This is a genomic window from Longimicrobium sp. (assembly GCA_036389795.1).
Lineage (GTDB): Bacteria > Gemmatimonadota > Gemmatimonadetes > Longimicrobiales > Longimicrobiaceae > Longimicrobium.
This window is the reverse complement of the sequence record DASVWD010000124.1, coordinates 1-17480: the sequence shown is the minus strand read 5'-3', so window position 1 is coordinate 17480 and position 17480 is coordinate 1. Positions and strand designations below refer to the sequence as shown.

The following is a 17480-nucleotide window of genomic DNA, read 5'->3' as shown; positions in this document are numbered from 1 at the left end:
GCCCGCGGGGCCGCGCAGCCAGCCGCGGTGCGTGCCCGAGACGGTGCTCTGGTAGTAGGTGCCGTTCGGGTGGATGTCGTAGTCGCCCGCGCCGGTGAGGCTCCCCGTGTACAGCGTGCAGCTGGTGCAGGGGGCGCCCGGCGGCGGCGGCGGCGGCGTGACGGTGCCGTCGGTCAGCGGCGAGTAGAGGAGCCGGTTGGGCGAGCCGGTGCCGGCGCCAGTCACCTTCCCCGTGGTGGCGCTGTTGATGATGGCGCTGGCCACGGTGGACTGCGTGGCCGAGGTGTTCCCCTGCAGGTAGAGCGCGGCCACGCCCGCGGTGTGCGGGCTGGCCATCGAGGTGCCGCTGATGGTGTTGGTGGCCGTGTTGCTGCTGTACCACGACGAGGTGATGCTGCTCCCCGGGGCGAAGACGTCCACGCAGCTGCCGTAGTTGGAGAACGACGAGCGGGCGTCGGTGCTGGTGGTGGAGCCCACCGTGATCGCCTCGGTGACGCGCGCGGGCGAGACGTTGCACGCGTCCTGGCTCTCGTTGCCCGCCGCCACCACGGCGATCACGCCGGCCGTGATCAGGCGGCGCACGGCGTCGTCCATGGCGGTGGAGGCGCCGCCGCCCAGCGACATGTTGGCCACGGCGGGGCGGATGGCGTTCTGCGCCGTCCAGTCGATCCCCGCGATGATGGTGGAGGTGGAGCCGGTGTTGCCGCAGGCGAACACGCGCACGCCGATCAGGGTGACGCCCTTGGCCACGCCGTAGGTGGCGCCGCCCACGGTGCCGGCCACGTGGGTGCCGTGCCCGTTGCAGTCCGTGCTGCCGTCGCCGATGAAGTCGCGCCCGATGGAGGCGCGGCCGCCGAACTCGTTGTGCGTGGTGCGGATGCCGGTGTCGATGATGTACGCCCGGATGCCCGCGCCGGTGGGCGTGTAGTTGTAGGTGCCGTTCAGCGGGAGGTCGCGCTGGTCGATGCGGTCGAGCCCCCAGGTGGCGTTCGTCTGCGTGGTGCTGAGCGTGACCGTCTGGTCCTGCTCGACGTAGGCCACGGCGGGGTTGTGCTGCAGGGCGTTGAGCTGCCCGGCGTTGAGCGTGGCCGCGAAGCCGTTGAGCGCCGCCGTGTACACGTGGCGCGGGCTCACGCCGGCCACGGCGGCCACGGCGCGCGGGTCCGCGCCCTCCTCGAGCACCACGATGTACGAGCCCTCCACGGCCCGTCCCGGCGCGGCGGCCAGGAGCGGCGCCTGCACGGCGGGGCGCGTGGCGACGGGGGTGGAGTCCTGCCCGGAGCAGGCGGCCAGGGCCGCGAGCGCCGCGAGCGCGAGGGGTTTGACTGAGCGCATGTGCATGTAGCGTCCTCCCACGTGGTGGATGAGGCGCGCGGGACGCTGCCCGCGCCGGGGTGCCGGCGCCCTCGGGGCCGGCGGAAACGCTCCGAAGACCACATCGCCCCGGGCGGCCGGGACCTGCTCCCGGCGCCCGCGCGCGGACCTGCGCATGTCGTGCTGAGCGGCGGCGGGGGAAGCACGCGGCGGACCGCGGGGCCGGGCGCGCCTAAGCCGTTCGCGGGAACCGGCTTGACCGGAACCCGTGCCTTTGGGGCCGCGCGAGATGTTGGTGCACGCGCACCGAACCGGTGCACCGAGACGGTGCGGAAGGGTCACGCGGAGAGGTCTGCGTGCCCTGGCCGACTCCGGCGTGGCGGCGGGGAGCCCTCACCCGCCGCCTTAGAGCGGCAACCCTCTCCCGACTTCGGGAGAGGGTGGACTTTGCGCTTCCTCGCAGTTCGGGAATGTGGTTTCACGCAAAATCTTGCGCACGGTCCTCGGCATGCCTCGACGGGCGGGGAGGGTGCATGCGCGGAAGGTGGAGCGACGCGCGGATCCAGGCGTCGCGCGGACTCGCGGGCTCGCCCCTACGGAACTCATCACGGAGACGGGCTCTGCGTGAGGGATGCGCGCCCGGAGGGCCGGGACGCCGCCGCCACAGGGGGTATCGTGGCGGCGGTGGCCCGGCGCCGTTGGGCACAGTGGTATCGTGCCCTACGGCGCGCGCAGCCCGGCCCGGAGCGCAGCGGAGGGACACGCCCAGAACCGCAGTGCGAAGTGCGTGCATAAAGCGAACGGGCGCGGGGGAGAGATTCCCCCGCGCCCGCCCGGCTACCGCGGATGTCCGTTGCCGGACCCCGTCATCAGAAATTCGTGAACAGGAACAGGTTCGGGGTGCCGTAGCGCTTGCTGCTGCGGTGCAGGGTGATGGTGCCGGACTTGGCGATCCCCTTGATGGCGGCCGTCACCTGCGCCGGGGTCGCCGTCGTGTTGGTCGACAGGTACAGCGCGGCCACGCCGGCCACGTGCGGCGACGCCATCGAGGTGCCGCTCTTGGTCACGACCTGGTTGACGTTCGAGTAGTCCGACGAGTAGATGGCCGAGCCCGGGGCCAGGATGTCCACGCAGGTGCCGTAGTTGGAGAAGCTCGACTCGGCGTCGCTGCTGGTGGTGGAGCCCACGGTGATCACGTTCGGCGCCTTGGCCGGCGCCTCGGTGCAGGCGTCGATCGGCTGGCCGGCGAAGTTGCCGTTGCCGGCCGCCACGGCCACGGTGAAGCCCGCCGCCACCAGGTTGGTGGCCGCGTCGGCCACCGCCTGCACGTTGCCGTAGCCCAGGCTCATGTTCACCACGCCCGGCTTCTGGCCGTTGGCGGCGATCCAGTTCATCCCGTCGATCACCATCGAGGCGGTGCCGCCGCCCGAGCAGTTCACCACGCGGCCCATCCAGATGGTGGCGCCCTTGGCCACGCCCGAGTAGAGGCCGCCCACGGTGCCCGCCACGTGCGTGCCGTGGCCGTGGCAGTCGCTGGCGTCGCCGCGGCCGTCGTTCACGAAGTCACCGCCGTTGCCGTTGGGGATGTAGTTGGAGTGCCCCACCAGGTCCACGTGGTTCAGGTTGATGCCGCTGTCCAGGATGTAGGCGTTCACGCCCGCGCCGCTGGCGGTGTAGGTGTAGCTCTGGTCCAGCGGGAGGTCCGCGTCGTCGATGCGGTCCAGGCCCCACGAGAAGAGGTTGGCGGTCTGGGTGGTGAAGAGCCGCACCTCGGCGTCGGGCTCGACGTACGCCACGCGCGGGTCGCTGCGCAGCGCCGACACCTGCTCGGGCGTCAGCTCGGCGGCGAAGCCGTCGAGGACCGCGCCGTACACGTGGGTGGGCCGGATGCCCGCCTCGGTGGTGAAGTCGCGGATGGCGCCGACGACGGAGCGGCGCGCGCCCATGCTGCCGCCCTTGAAGACGACGATGTACTTGCCGGCGGCGGCGGCCGGCGCCTGCAGCGGCGCGACGGGGCTCTGGCTCTGGTCGGAGCAGGCGGCCGCGAGGGCCAGGAGCGGGACCATCAGGGTGAGACGGCGCTTCATCGGGCACTCCTAGGGCGGTAAGAAACGCGTGCACCGCCCGGGGTGGGCGGGGCGATCCGGATGTCGATCTCTCGTCCGTGGCAGCGTGGCTCGGCGGGACCGGGTGGGATCTGGCGCCGGGGGAAAGCAGGGAGTGCGCCAAACTTTTTACATCAGTTAAGTTGTTTGTGTAAGGCAGTTTACGAACGGCTGTAGTGCATTTCCCCACAGCAATTGTTGGTGCAGCCGCACCGATCTGGTGCACCGCTCCGGTGCACCAGCCCGCGGGACGTCCCGCACTGCACCATGTCGGTGCAGTTGCACCGGACGGCAGGGCAGTGCCCCCGCGAACCGCGCACGGGCAGGCGGCGGGTGGGGGCGGACCCAAAGCGAGTGGGCGCGGAGGAGAGATCCCCCGCGCCCACTCGCATCCGCCATACTTTCGTACTTCCGTACTCTCGTACTTCCGTACTCTCGTACTTCCGTACTTCGTACCCCGTACCCTCTCCGGCTCAGTAGTTCGTGAACAGGAACCGGTTGGGCGTGCCGTAGCGCTTGCTCTTGCTGTGCAGCGTGATGGTGTTGAGCTTCGCGTTGTTCTTGATGGCGGCCGTCACCTGCGCCGGGGTGGCGGTCGGGTTGGCCGACAGGTACAGCGCGGCCACGCCGGCCACGTGCGGCGAGGCCATCGAGGTGCCGCTCTTGGTGACGACCTGGTTGGTGACCAGATAGTCCGACGAGTAGATGGCCACGCCCGGCGCCAGGATGTCGACGCAGGTGCCGTAGTTGGAGAACGAGGCTTCCTTGTCGGTCTGGTCGGTGGCGCCCGTGGTCAGCACGTTCGGCGCGTTGGCCGGGCTCTCGGTGCAGGCGTCGAGCGGCACGCCCGCGAAGTTGCCGTTGCCGGCGGCCACCGCCACCGTGAAGCCCGCCGCCACCAGGCGCTCGGCGGCGTCGCGCACCGAGGTCACGTTGCCGTAGCCCAGGCTCATGTTCACCACGCCCGGCTTCAGGCCGTTGCGCGCGATCCAGTCCATCCCGGCGACCACCATGGAGGCGTTGCCGCCGCCCGAGCAGTTCACCACGCGGCCCATCCAGATGGTGACGCCCTTGGCCACGCCCGAGTAGGTGCCGCCCACGGTGCCCGCCACGTGCGAGCCGTGCCCGTGGCAGTCGCTGGCGTCGCCGTGGCCGTCGCCCACGAAGTCGCCGCCGCTGCCGTTGGGGATGTAGTTGGCGCGGCCCACGTAGTCCAGGTGGTTCAGGTTGATCCCCGAGTCCAGGATGTAGGCGTTCACGCCCGCCCCGGTGGCCGTGTAGGTGTAGGCCTGGTTGAGCGGCAGGTCGGTGTTGTCGATGCGGTCCAGCCCCCAGGAGATCGGGTTGGCCTGGGTGGTGAAGAGGCGCACCTCGGCGTCGGGCTCGACGTACGCCACGCGCGGGTCGCCGCGCAGCGCCGACACCTGCCCGGCCGTGAGCTCGGCGGCGAAGCCCTCCAGCACGGTGCCGAAGACGTGGCTGGGCTGGAGCCCCGCTTCGGTGGCGTAGTCGCGGATGGCGCCGACGACCGAGCGGCGCGGGGCCAGGCTGCCGCCCTTGAAGACGACGATGTACTTCCCGGCGGCGGCCGCCTCGGGCGCCTGCAGCGGCGCGACGGGGCTCTGGGTCTGGTCGGAGCAGGCGGCGGCGACGGCGAGGAACGGCAGGAGCAGCGCAAGACGACGCTTCATCGGGACACCTTCCGGGTGGGGGAAGCGCGGCGCCGCCCCGGGACGGGCGGCGCGATCCTGGGGTTCGCGGTGCCGGGAGGGAACCCGGCGGAGCCGCGGTGGATCGGCGCGCCGTGTAAGCAGCGATCGGACCAACCGCGATCGCGCGCTAAGCAGTCGATTCGCAGATACTTAGCCTGTTTCCACCAACACGGCTCCCGATGCAGGCTGGTGCAGGCGCACCACAGTGGTGCAACTCGTTGGAAATCAAAGGTTTACGATAGATCCGAACGGGCCGGAACAGGTTACCTCCGCCATTCCGCCGTGAAAGGTGTTCCTTGGGATCCAGATACCGTCGACATCCAAGTCTGGCGAGCATTGTTTGAGTGGTCGTAACTTGTTGCATGATTTACACATGGACTTGTCTTGCCCGCGATTCGTTCATATAATCCATCGCCCTCCGCGCCTATCGTGACATTCATGTCGCGAGGTGATCGTGAGTTCTAATCGACCTCCAGAGGCCACTCGGTTGGCCTGTAGGTGCACGAGCGATGCACCGCCTGAGGTCTTCGGACCTTCCCACCCCCTTCCCTTCAGGAGCTTCCATGCTGACCCGATGCCGCGCGGCAGTCGGCGCGCTGGCGCTCGCGATTCTCACGACCGCATGTGCCGATCTGCCGTCCGCACCTGACTCCGCCCGAATAGACGCAGCCCAAACTCAGGTTACGCCGGCATCGCCCGGCCGGCTGCAATCGTTCGTGTGCATCACGCGCCTCGCAAGGCCCGGTGAACCATCCACCTGGAGCGCGGCGGTGACGCGTGTCAGGTTCTCCGCTTCGGAACTGGATCCCGAGGGGCGAACCACCGCCTATCGGTACCGGGGATACACCCCGGGCGACCAGATCGTCGCGGCGGTCGATTGCGTGATCCCGGCCACCGATGCGGCGGTAGCACGGATGAACCGCTGGCTGGACGTGGACAGGTGGCACCGGCTGGGGAGCACGCCGGGGAACCCTGGCGTGCGGCTGTCAATGGGTTCGGCCCGGTTCGAAGAGGTCGAGAGCTCGGAGACGGCGCTGGCCCCCGTTGTCGCCACCGGCCAGTGGTGCGGGCCGAACCAGATCGGGACGTATCCTGAATGCTATCCGATCACGTCCGGAACCCCACCCATAGATGAGCCGACCACAGATCCCTATTCGGATTGGACCTGGTGGGGGGGCGTTGACACCGAAACGGAGCCTGACGACGGCACCGGGCGCGATCCATGCCAGCGGAATGCTGAGAAGGTTTGTGTGACCAGGGAAGTCGAGCCTGACGAGTGGACGAAGCTCCTGGAGCGGATCGAGCAGATCAAGGACCATCCCGCGGAGTGCGCGGGTGCAAAGCAGGCCCTGCGTGGCCTGGCGGCCCGGGGCAGAGAGTCCCAGCGCCTCCGCTTCTGGGACGGCTACGACGTGACTACCGATCCAGCGACTGGGGAGCGCAGCCAGAGATTTGGCCAGACCATGAAGGACGCGCAGGGCCCCTACATTGAGTATGACTCACATTGGGTTTGGAACGAGCCCTCGCTGCTCGTACACGAGGGGCTTCATCTCTATTTCTTCCAGAACCCTCACCCCACGCTCACTAACGATGAAGATCTCCACAAGTACATCCACAGCATCGACCAGGATTGCGTATGACTGCCCGGATTCAGTTCCGGCGCTGCGTGAGCACGCACCGGCCGTGGCGGATCTCAATGCTCGTCCTTCTCGCCAGCGGCATCGCGGCCACGCTCCCCTGCCCCTCCGCGGCACAGGTGCCCCCTGCGGCAACGGCCGACAGCGGATCGCCGACGCTCGAGCGGCGGATGAAGGCCTTCCTGGAGGCCGTCCGCCGGGGGAGTAGCGACAGCATCGCCACGTTTTTCCCGCGAGCCGGGGATTTCACCTACCTGCACACCGAGCACCGAGCGGACGGAACTCGCGTGGGCACCTGGCGGTTCCCCGCCGCGGAGGCGCCCCGGGCGATCGGCTCCCGCGGGCCGCTGTGGGAATCGTTCACCATCCAGTTCGAAGGACAGCCGATCGGCCGCTTCGCGCACCAAGTGATGCACCGCGGAACGGCGTGGAGCCGTGCGCGAGGAAACCGCTTCGTTCCACCCGGTGCGTCTCCCGCCTCGGGGATATTCGTGGAGTGGAGACAGGAGAACGGCACCTGGGTGATCTCGGCGTTCGCGGACGAGTCCTTCAAGGGCGTGCCACTGCCCTCCTGGTGCTGCTGAGCGTGCCAGCTGCGGTGATCTGCTCGCCGACGTGATCCACGGACGCCGGATCGAGCCTGCATGAAAACACGTGGCCGCGAGGAGGCTCCTCCCCGCGACCACGCACTTCCGTACTTCCGTACTTCCGTACTTCCGTACTTCCGTACTTCCGTACCCGTCCTCAGTAGCCCGTGAACAGGAACAGGTTCGGCGTGCCGTAGGTGCGGCTGCGGCTGTGCAGCGAGATGGTGTTGGGCGTGCCGGCCGCCTTGAGCGCGCTGGTCACCTGCGCCGGCGTGGCCGTGGGGTTCAGCGACAGGTACAGCGCGCCCACGCCGGCCACGTGCGGGCTGGCCATCGAGGTGCCGCTGATGGTGTTGGTGGCCGTGTCGTTGGTGTACCACGTCGAGGTGATGCTCGAGCCCGGGGCCAGGATGTCCACGCAGGTGCCGTAGTTGGAGAAGCTCGACTCGGCGTCGCTGCTGGTGGTGGAGCCGGTGGTCATCACGCTGGGCGCCCCGCCCGGGGCCTGCGTGCAGGCGTTCTGCGGGATGCCGAAGATGTTGCCGTTGCCCGCCGCCACGGCCACGAAGAAGCCCGCCGCCACCAGGCGCTCGGCCGCGTCGCGCACCGACTGCACGTTGCCGTAGCCCAGGCTCATGTTCACCACGCCCGGCTTGCTTCCGTTGGCCGCCACCCAGTCCATGGCCGCGATCACCATCGAGGCGTCGCCGCCGCCCGAGCAGTTGACCACGCGGGCCCCGCGCAGCTGCACCGCCTTGGCCAGGCCGTAGGTGGTGGAGCCGATGGTGCCGGCCACGTGCGTGCCGTGCCCGTGGCAGTCCTCGGCGTTGGCGCGGCCGTCGCCCACGAAGTCGCCGCCGCGGCCGTTGGCCACGTAGTCGGCGCGCCCGGCGAACTGCGTGTGGCTCTTGCGGATCCCGGTGTCCAGGATGTACGCGGTCACCCCGGCGCCCGTGGCCAGGTAGGTGAAGGTGCCCGAGAGCGGCAGGTCCGCCTGGTCCACGCGGTCGATCCCCCAGGTGGCGCCCGTCTGGGTGGTGAAGAGCTGCGCCCGGGCGTCGGGCTCCACGTACGCCACCCGCGGGTCGGCGCGCAGCGCGGCCACCTGCGCGGCCGACAACTCGGCGGCGAAGCCCTTGAGCACGGTGCCGTAGACGAACTTCGGCTGCACGCCGCTCGCTTCGGCCATGCCGCGGATCTCCGCCGCCACCGACAGGCGCGGCCCGCGGAAGCCGGCGTCCTTCATCACCACGATGTACTTCGCGGCGGCGGCGGGAGCCGTCTCCAGGGCGCCGACCGGGCTTTCGGTCTGGTCCGAGCAGGCGGCGAGGGCCAGGGCGGCCATCAGGGCGAGGCTGCGCTTCATCTGCGATCTCCCTGCGTGCGGTGGGTGGCGGGCGCCGCGCTGCCGTGCGTCGGAGCGGGCGCGGGTGGCGGCGTCCCACAGGCACGCGGCGGGCCGTTCGCGGTGCCACACATCAAACCGTTTCCAGACTTACAATTAGGAAGGCTGTTCGAAATCTCGCCCCGGGATCTTCTCCGCTGCATCCCGCGCCACGGCGCACCAGCCTGGTGCAGGCAGTGGTGCAGTCACGGATACCCCACGATGGCGATCAGCTCATTTTGGGTACAAAGATTATGACCAAGCAAGCTACGCGATTCAGGGGACCCAGCGCGGCAGCCAGTCCGGGCCCGGCGAGCGGGTGAGGCGGGTGGCCCCGGAGCCGTCGGCGCGCGCGATCCAGAGCTCCGGGTCGCCGTCCGCGTCGGCGGTGAAGGCCAGGTAGCGGCCGTCGGGCGACCACGCGGGCTGCTGCGCCTTCGCGGCGCCGGCCACCTCGCGCACCGCGCCCGTGGCGATGTCGGCGACGCGGATGCGCGAGCCGCCGTCGCGCGTGCGCAGCGTGTGGGCGACGCGCGCGCCCTCCGGAGACCAGGCGGGGTCGGCCTCCTGGCGGTCCGCGCGCGCGGCGCCGGTGTCGCCCGCCGCGCTCAGCTTGCGCAGCCCCGTCCCGTCGGACCCGACCAGGAAGACGCGGTCGGCGCCCTCGCGGGCGCTGAGGAAGGCGAGCGTGCGGCCGTCCGGCGCCCAGCGCGGGGCCCAGTCGTCGCGGTGGAAGGCGGTGAGCCGCCGCTCGTCCGAGCCGTCGGCGCGCATCACGTACACCTCCGCGTCGCCGTCTCGGCTGGAGGCGAAGGCGATCCACGCCCCGTCCGGCGACACCTCGGGCTCGAAGCTCCCGGCCGCGTCCTCGGTCAGCCGCCTGAGCCCCCCGCCGTCGCGCCCGACGCGGAAGACGTCGCGGAAGCTGGCCCGGTCGGACTCGAACGCCAGCCAGCTCCCGTCCGGCCCCCACGACGGCGACCGGGCCCGCGCGCTCGCCGGCCCCAGGGGCTGGAGCGCGCCCCCGTCCAGCGGCAGCAGTCCGAGCTGCTCCACGTGCCCGCCGCCCTCCTCGCGCACCGAGACGACCACGAGCGTCCGCCCGTCCGGCGCCGGCGGCCCCGGGAAGTCCGCGCGCGGGTCGCGGGTGAGCCGCCGGAGCCCTTCGCCGGAAGGCAGGATGGAGTAGACCTCCGCGTTCCCGTCGCGCTCCGACACGAACACGATCCGCCCCGCGATCCCCCGCCGCTCCGCCAGCGGGATCGTGTCCGCCGCCGCCCCGACCCCCTTCTCCGCGCGCGCCTCGCCCCCGCGCTCCCGCGGGAGATCGCGGTCCGCGCATCCCCCGAGCGACAGCGCGACGCAAACGACCGCGGCGCCGCGACGCAGGAGCTGGACGAACTTCAGGCGGCCCGGAGACTTCCGCGACGGGAGCGAGCCGCCAGCGGGGGCGAGTAGATCCCCCGGGTCGCTACCGCTCCCCTCGGGATGACGGCGGCCGGTGGACCTGGTGCGAATCTTCGTCACCCGCGGTCTTGCCGTTGGCGTGCAAGCGAGGCCCGCCGCCCCCAGCCGGGAGCGGCGGGCCGAGAGAATTGCAGTTGAAGCCTCGCCCGCTCGATCCGCAACCCTGCACCGGAGCCGGCAGGCGAGCGCTTCCCGTAGCTCACATCCCCGATTCACGCACTTCGCACTTCGCACCTCGCACTTCGCACTACCGGATCCGCACCGCGTCCGCGATCACCACGTACCCGCTCGTGGTCCAGCGCGAGAGCACCACGCGGTTCCACCCGGCGGTGAAGGTCCAGGTGCCGAGGGTGTTCCACTGCCCGCCGCCCGCCTGCTGGTTCACGCTCACGCGCCCCACCTCCGCCCCGCTCGCGTTGTAGGCGACGAACGGCGCCGCGGGCGCCCGGTTGGTCCCCGCCGTCCACCAGGCGTCGATCGTCCTGGTGCCGCCCGAGGGGAGGTAGAACCAGAACTCCGCCGGGTCGGAGACGGCGGCCGTGTTGGCGAAGTAGTAGCCGCTCCCGTAGTAGCCCGCCGTGGACGAGCTGCTGGTCCAGTTGGCCGACACCGCGATGTAGCCCTGCGAGGTGTCGTTGTTGGAGTTGTTGCTGTCGACGATCAGCCCCGCCGACGAGCCGCACGCCGCGTTGATGCGGTTCAGGTAGTCGGTCCAGGGCCAGTTGGGGCCCGGGTCGGTGCGGTTGTACGGCTGCAGCTGCCCGTGCGCCACGTAGTGGTAGCGGTCGCGCGGGATGCCGTGCGCCCGGCTAATGTCGCACGACAGCCGCGCCGAGGCGTCGATCTGCGCCACCGGGAAGGAGGTCTGCGAGGCGAAGCCGCCGTGCTCGATCCCCACCGTGAAGTGGTTGCTGGAGTAGCCGTTCCGCCAGCACTCGTGGCTGGAGTTCAGCGTGCAGTCGTAGGTGGCCGCGATGTGCCAGGCGCGGTCCGACTCGCGCACCAGCTGCGAGATCTCGGTGCCGTCCTCCTTGACCACGTAGTGCGCGCTGGCCTGCGCCTGCGTGTTGGTGAGCCAGCTCCAGCAGCTGGTGTACGAGCCCTCGCAGGTGTGGATGATCACCATGTGCACCAGGCCGATGTCGCCCGTGGGCCGCGCGTTGTAGTTGGGCGACGGCCGCCAGATCGTCCCGCTCACCGGGTAGTCGGGCGCCAGCGCCAGCCGCGGCGACGAGGGCGGCGCCAGGGAGGGCCGCACCGACACGGGGAGGATGGAGGCGATCGCCTTCCCGTCGGCCCCGCGCTCCACCACGCCGTTGCGGAGCGTGGCGTACACGTCGTCGTGGACGTAGCGCGCCTGCCCCTGCGGGTCGGCGATGCCGCTGAAGCGCGCCACGGCCGGGGCCCAGGCGCCCAGGTCGCCGCGCGCGAGCCCCAGCTCGTCCGCGTACGCCGAGAGGAGGGCGGCCGCGGCGCGGAGGTTGGCCCGCGCGTCGGTCTTCGCGGCCTGCACGCTCACGCCGGCCAGCCGCGCGCCGCGCTCCAGCCGCTCGCCGCGCAGCGCCATGATGCCGAAGGCCGGGGCCTGGCCGGGGAACTCCTCCTCGCCGCGGACCATCTGCCAGCGGGTCTCCACGTAGCCGACCGACTTGAGCAGGTCGGCGGGGACGCGGAACTCCTCGCCGGCGCGGGCGAAGAGCGCGTCGAGCCGGGCGGCGGCGGGCGTCTCCGGGGGCGCCTGCCGCGTGGTGGTGGGCTGGTCGGCGCAGGCGGCCAGGAAGGCGGCCGCCCCGACCGCCAGGACGGTGGTGCGCAGCGTTCGCATGCGGACAGGTCCTCCGGCAGGGGTGACGGGGGCGCGGGCCGGGGTGGCCCGCGCGGGGGAACGAGACCACCCGGGAGGGCGGCCCTCGCTTGCACGCGTCCGGATGTCGAGAGGTTAACCGATAGCGCCTTTCGCGTCCTCGTGCAAGCGTTCCGTTTTCGTCGGTGTCGAAGGAAGAGCGGCACGCAAGAAAAGAACCGGCGCGGGAGATTCGTGTCTCACCCGAAACGGACGGACCACGTATCTGACAGAAACGCAATCGTTTCCCGCGACAAAGAAGGCGGCGGCCCGGACTCTCCGGACCGCCGCCGCCAAGATCGTGACCGGACCGTGGGGCCGGCCCTACAGCCGGATGCGCCCGCCGATCTCCAGCTTGAAGTAGCTGACGGTGGCCTCGACGTCGTCCTCGTCTTCCGCGTCGTACTGGACGAAGCTCACCCCCGGGTTCAGCGAGATGGGCCCCAGGCCGAAGCCCAGCCCCGCGCCCACCTCGAAGCCGAGCCCGGTGTCGGTCTCGCCGCCGACGTCGGGGTCGTCGGAGTCGAGGCTCAGCTTGTGGAAGACGAGCCCGCCCCGGATCCACGGGTCGATCGGGATCAGCGGCGTGGGGATCGCCAGGCGCAGGCCCGCGTCGAACCCCTGCTCGGTGAAGTGGACGTCGTCCACGTCTTCGACGCCGAACTGGCCGTAGCTGTAGCCGGCGTAGACGCCGATCAGCGGGATCGCGTGGAAGGTGGCGCTCCCGCTCAGCACCCACCCCGCGGAGGCCCCGGCGTCTTCCAGGTCGCCGGTGGGGAACGCCGCGGCCGCGCGCGCCTCGAACGAGAAGGGGGTGATGTGGGGAAGCTGCGCGCGGGCCGGCGCGGCCGCGGCCGCAACCGCCAGGGCGCCCAGCAGGGCGGCGAACGCTCTCTTGCTCATGTCACCTCGCTTAAGGGAAGGGATCGGGTGGGGAAGGAGAAAGGACCGCGAGAAGGCGGCGGCCGGGACCCGCCCGGCCGCCGCCGCCCGGTATGCGAGGCGCTCACCCGGCCGTTACAGCCGGATGCGCAGCCCCGCCTCGACGTTGACCCACTGCGCGTCCTCGATGGAGTTGAAGCTCGCCTGCGGGGTGAACGACAGCCGGTTGCCCAGCCGCACGTCGACGCCGCCGCCCACCTGGAAGCCGGTCTCGAAGTCGCCCTCCAGGCTGCCCTCGTCGGCCGCGAGCGCCGCCTTCTGGTGCAGCACGCCGCCCTTGAGGAACGGCGCCAGGCCGCCCCCACGCCCATCTGCGCGAACGAGAGGCGCACGCCCGCCTCGAAGCCCTTGATCTCGGCGTCCAGGTCGTCGGTGTCCTCCACCGCCCAGCTCTGGAACGCGTAGCCGGCGTAGACGCCGATCATCGGCGTGGCCTGGAAGATCACGTCGCCGCCGAAGACGATCCCCGTCTCGAGGCCGTCCATGTCGTCGCCCGTGGGGAGCGCCAGCCCGCCGCGGAGCTCCACCGAGAACGGCGTGGTGGGGCCCATCTGCGCCTGCGCGGTGCCGGCGAGCGAAACGGCGGCGAGCGCCGCCAGGAAACCCATCGTCGTCTTCTTCATCATCCCTGGTTGTCCTGTTCGGGTGAAGCATCCGGCCGCCCCTGCCCGGGGCGGCCGGTCCGGTCCGTCAGATGCGGATGTGGAGGCCGATGTCGATCTTCAGGTGCGACACGTCGAGGTCCTCCTCGAGGTCCTCGTCGTCGATGGTGTAGCGCGTGTAGCTCACGCCGGGCGTCACCGAGATGCGCGGCCCCAGGGGGAAGCTCAGCCCGCCGCCCACCTCGAAGCCGAGGTTGCTGTCGGTGGTGGCGCTGAGCCCGGAGTCGTTGTCCTCGATCTCGATCTCGTGGAACACCAGCCCGCCCCTCACCCACGGGGAGAAGCCGCCGATCGGAGCGAAGCCGGCCCGGAGGCCGGCGTCGAAGCCGCGGTCGTTCACGTCGGCGTCGAACTCCTCGCCGTCGTCCTCGACCGCGAAGCTGTTGAAGCTGTACCCGGCGTAGACCGCGAGCATCGGGGTGAAGTTGTAGGAGGCGTTCAGCCCCAGCCCCCAGCCCGTGTCGAGCCCGTCCCCGAAGTCGCCCTGCGGCAGGGCCGCGCCGCCGCGCACCTCCACCGAGAACGGCGTGGTGGGGCCGAGCTGCGCCTGCGCGGTGCCGGCGACCGAGAGGGCGGCGAGCGCCGCCAGGAGGCCGGACGTCGTCTTCTTCATCGTTTGCTGTATCCTGGTTTCGGGTGAGTTCCGGCCGCCGTCCTGTCGGGCGGACCGGCCGGCCGCGCGTCAATATGGGCGCCACACCGGCGCGCCGTCAAAGGGCAGGCCCCGCGCACGCACCGGCGACAGCGGGCGGCGCTAATCCATAATCCCTTGATTACCAGCCACTTACACGGAAACGCATCCAGGCCGCGTCCGTCAGCTCACGACCCCCGCGCCCGCGCCCGGGAGAGCTCCATCGGGGCGGCGGCGGCGGCCGCGGCTGTCACCCCGGGCGGACGCGGGGTGTCCCCGGAGCCGCGCACCGGCCCTTGCGTGCGGCGGGCGTGCGCGCAAGTGTACGGGGAAGCGCCTCCCGACACGAGCACGACGCCGGACGCCCGCCCGTTCCCCCGGGAAGTCCCGCGGCCCCCCGACAGCGGGCCGCGCCCGACCCTCCAGACCCGAGCAGATGAACGTCCCCACGCACCTCGACGGCGCCGGACTGCGCGGCGCCCTGCTGACGGCCAACGAGTACGTCCAGCGGCACCGCGCGGACCTGAACCGCATCAACGTCTTCCCCGTCCCCGACGGCGACACCGGGACCAACCTGGCGCTCACCGTCTCGTCCATCGCCGACCGCATGCGCAGGAGCAGCGACGAGTCGCTCTCGGTGGTGGCGCGCCAGGTGGCCGAGGCGGGGATCCTGGGGGCGCGGGGGAACTGCGGGATGATCCTCTCGCACTTCCTGCTGGGCTTCTCCGACGCGGTAGGCGACCGGGTGAAGGTGGGCGTGGCGGAGTTCGGCGCGGTGCTCCGGAGCGCCACGGAGCACGTCTACCGCGCGCTGGAGAAGCCGGTGGAGGGCACCATGATCACCGTCATGCGCGCCGTGGCCGACGAGGCCGAGCGGCTGCAGCACGGCGACTTCGTGGTGCTCTTCGAGCGGCTGCTGGTGCGGGCGCGCGAGGCGCTGGCCCGCACCCCGGAGCTCCTTCCCGCGCTCAAGGCGGCCGGCGTGGTGGACGCGGGCGCCAAGGGGTTCGTGCACCTGCTGGAGGGGATCTCGGGGTACCTGGCGGGCGAGCCGCTGGTGGCGCTGGACGAGGCCCCCGCGTGGGACGAGCCCGCCTTCGCCGCGGCCGCGGTGGAGTACCCGGCCGAGTCGGAGCGCTTCCGCTTCTGCACCGAGGCGCTGGTGAAGGGCGAGTCGATCCCCGGCGCCGACGAGGTGCGCGCCGCGCTGCGCGAGCGGGGCGACTCGCTGGTGGTGATCCGCTCGGGCGCCCTGCTCAAGGTGCACGTCCATACCGACGAGCCCGAGGAGGTCTTCGCCTACCTGCGCACCCTGGGCGAGCTGGCCACGCACAAGGCCGAGGACATGCAGGCCCAGCACGACCGGGTGGAGCGCGCCGCGGCCGCCGGGCACATGAGCCTGGCGCGCCGCCCCGTCTCGATCGTGGCCGACACCGGCTGCGACCTCTCCGACGAGGTGGTGCGCGCCCACGGGATGCACCTGGTGCCGCTCAACCTGATCTACGGCGACCGGGTGCTGCGCGACCGCGTCGACATCACCGCCGCCGAGTTCGCCGAGCAGCTGAAGGCGGGCGCCCACCCCACCACCTCGCAGCCGTCGCCCGCCGCGTTCCTGGAGGCGTACCGCCGCGCCGCCGAGGAGGGCGAGGCGGTGGTCGCGGTCCTCTTCTCCTCCGGCCTCTCGGGCACCTTCAAGTCGGCGGTGGGGGCGGCGAAGCTGCGCGGAGACGACGAGGCGCCGGTGCACGTCTTCGACACGCGCGGCGGCTCGGTGCTGCAGGGGCTGCTGGCGCTCAAGGCCTCGGAGCTGGGCGAGCTGGGGTGGGAGCCCGAGCGGATCGTGGCCGAGCTCACGCGCATCCGCGACCAGTCGGGGATCATCGTGGTCCTGGACACCCTGGAGCGCGCGCTGGCCTCGGGGCGCATCGGGCGCGGGCGGGCGTGGCTGGGTACGCTGCTCGACATCAAGCCGGTGCTGGAGCTCGACGCCGCCGGCAAGCTGGTGCCCGTGGACCGGGCGCGCGGCCGCAGGGCCATGCAGCCCAGGATGCTGGAGGTGCTGGAGAAGAAGGTGCCCAAGGGGGTGAGGAAGGTGCGTTTCGGCATCTTCCACATCGCCGCGCCCGAGGTGGTGGAGCCGGTGAGCCGCGAGATCCGCGCGCGCTGGGGGAAGGACGCCGAGATCCTGACCGCCGCCGGGACGCCGGTGATCGGCACGCACGCGGGCGAGGGGGCGTGGGGGATCGCGTGGATGGTGGAGGACTGAGGAGTGCGAAGTGCGAAGTGCGAAGTGCGAAAGTGATGTGGTGATCTCGAATTTGGCCCCGCATCGAGCGCCTGAAGGCGCAGCAACAACGGCGAGAAGCCTGCCTTCGCAGGCTGGTTCGGCGCGGGGATTGGCTTCGGCGCGGAAAGCAGGCTTCGCGGGCGCGAAGCGCGCGGGCGCAGCCCGCTAGTCCGCGAAGGCGGACTTCCTGTCGTCGTTGCCGCGGTTTCAACCGCCCGAGACAGGTGGCCGCTGGAAAGATGGATGCCGGTTACGTTCGGCACCTTTGATCGTCTGAGGTTCGGGCCGGACGCGGGACGAGGCGGGCGAGCCGGCGCGTCTGGCAAACGGATGGCGGGGCGGGCGTGTCTTGCGGGCTCGGGGCGACGCCCGACCGTCGGCGGAGCGGTCCCCCGCACTCTCACCCGGAGGCGGACATGTACGTCCTGGTGCAGCACTACGTGAGCGACCCGCGAACCTTCTGGGCCGACGTGCGGGCCGCGCTCCCCGCGCTGCCGCCGTACATGACGCTGCACCACGTCTTCCCCACCCCCGACGGCACCCACGCGGTCTGCATCTGGGAGGCCGAGTCGGTGCGCGACGTGCGGGCGTTCCTGGAGTCGTACGTGGGCCACGTGAGCCGCAACCTCTACTTCCCCGTGGAGAACCGCGACGGCGTCGGCCTCCCCTCCGAGGTCGAGATCCCCGACCCCGCCCTCCCCTCCGGCGGCGACACGCCCAGCTGAGCGGACGTCTCCGTGTGGATCGTGATCCGAAACGATTGTCATCCTGAGTCTTCCACCGCGCTGCGCGCGACCACGGAGGATGAAACGGGGTTGTAGTTCTCCCTCCCACCGCGCAGCGGGGGGAGGGCCGGGGAGGGGGGCTACCCGCGGCGAGCACCGAAGCCCGTCACAGCGCACGAGCCAG

Annotated in this window: 13 protein-coding genes; 4 read left to right on the top strand and 9 right to left on the bottom strand. The window is 71.3% G+C overall.

From position 1 onward, the window contains the following. From VF746_16755 to VF746_16745, 3 genes are all read right to left on the bottom strand, one after another. Positions 1–1335 (bottom strand): S8 family peptidase (locus VF746_16755; protein HEX8694074.1); only part of this gene is annotated, 1335 nt, incomplete at its 3' end. Between the two features lie 848 nt (positions 1336–2183). Then, entirely contained in the window at positions 2184–3401 is a 1218-nt protein-coding gene (locus VF746_16750) for a S8 family peptidase (protein ID HEX8694073.1), read from the bottom strand. A 491-nt stretch (positions 3402–3892) separates the two neighbouring features. Next, complete coding sequence (locus VF746_16745) at positions 3893–5110, bottom strand: S8 family peptidase (GenBank protein ID HEX8694072.1); 1218 nt, start codon at positions 5108–5110, stop codon at positions 3893–3895. 584 nt (positions 5111–5694) lie between these two features. Here VF746_16745 and VF746_16740 point away from each other — a divergent pair. Beyond that, complete coding sequence (locus VF746_16740; GenBank protein ID HEX8694071.1) at positions 5695–6771, top strand: hypothetical protein; 1077 nt, start codon at positions 5695–5697, stop codon at positions 6769–6771. A gap of 56 nt (positions 6772–6827) precedes the next feature. Further along, entirely contained in the window at positions 6828–7352 is a 525-nt protein-coding gene (locus VF746_16735; protein HEX8694070.1) for a hypothetical protein, read from the top strand. 160 nt (positions 7353–7512) lie between these two features. Here the strand turns inward: VF746_16735 and VF746_16730 are convergent, their stop codons facing one another. The 6 genes from VF746_16730 to VF746_16705 form a co-directional block, all read right to left on the bottom strand. Further along, entirely contained in the window at positions 7513–8721 is a 1209-nt protein-coding gene (locus VF746_16730; protein ID HEX8694069.1) for a S8 family peptidase, read from the bottom strand. A 294-nt stretch (positions 8722–9015) separates the two neighbouring features. Further along, a complete protein-coding gene (locus VF746_16725) occupies positions 9016–10266 on the bottom strand; it encodes a hypothetical protein (protein HEX8694068.1) in 1251 nt (416 codons plus the stop codon). A gap of 187 nt (positions 10267–10453) precedes the next feature. Continuing rightward, on the bottom strand, positions 10454–12031 hold the full coding sequence (locus VF746_16720; GenBank protein ID HEX8694067.1) for an N-acetylmuramoyl-L-alanine amidase: 1578 nt from the start codon (positions 12029–12031) through the stop codon (positions 10454–10456). Between the two features lie 342 nt (positions 12032–12373). Further along, complete coding sequence (locus tag VF746_16715; protein HEX8694066.1) at positions 12374–12952, bottom strand: outer membrane beta-barrel protein; 579 nt, start codon at positions 12950–12952, stop codon at positions 12374–12376. A 114-nt stretch (positions 12953–13066) separates the two neighbouring features. Next, positions 13067–13261: a hypothetical protein gene (locus VF746_16710; protein HEX8694065.1), complete on the bottom strand. Its 195-nt coding sequence runs from the start codon at positions 13259–13261 to the stop codon at positions 13067–13069. Between the two features lie 420 nt (positions 13262–13681). Next, positions 13682–14266, bottom strand: coding sequence for a porin family protein (locus VF746_16705; protein ID HEX8694064.1), 585 nt, complete (start codon positions 14264–14266; stop codon positions 13682–13684). Between the two features lie 454 nt (positions 14267–14720). On the opposite strand from VF746_16705, the gene VF746_16700 reads away from it, so the two are divergent. Together VF746_16700 and VF746_16695 are read left to right on the top strand one after the other, a co-directional pair. Continuing rightward, the gene (locus tag VF746_16700) at positions 14721–16550 is read left to right on the top strand and encodes a DegV family protein (protein HEX8694063.1); all 1830 of its coding nucleotides are present in this window, start codon (positions 14721–14723) and stop codon (positions 16548–16550) included. 437 nt (positions 16551–16987) lie between these two features. Further along, positions 16988–17296 (top strand): hypothetical protein, encoded by a 309-nt coding sequence (locus tag VF746_16695; protein HEX8694062.1) that lies wholly within the window; start codon positions 16988–16990, stop codon positions 17294–17296. The last annotated feature ends 184 nt before the right edge of the window (positions 17297–17480 follow it).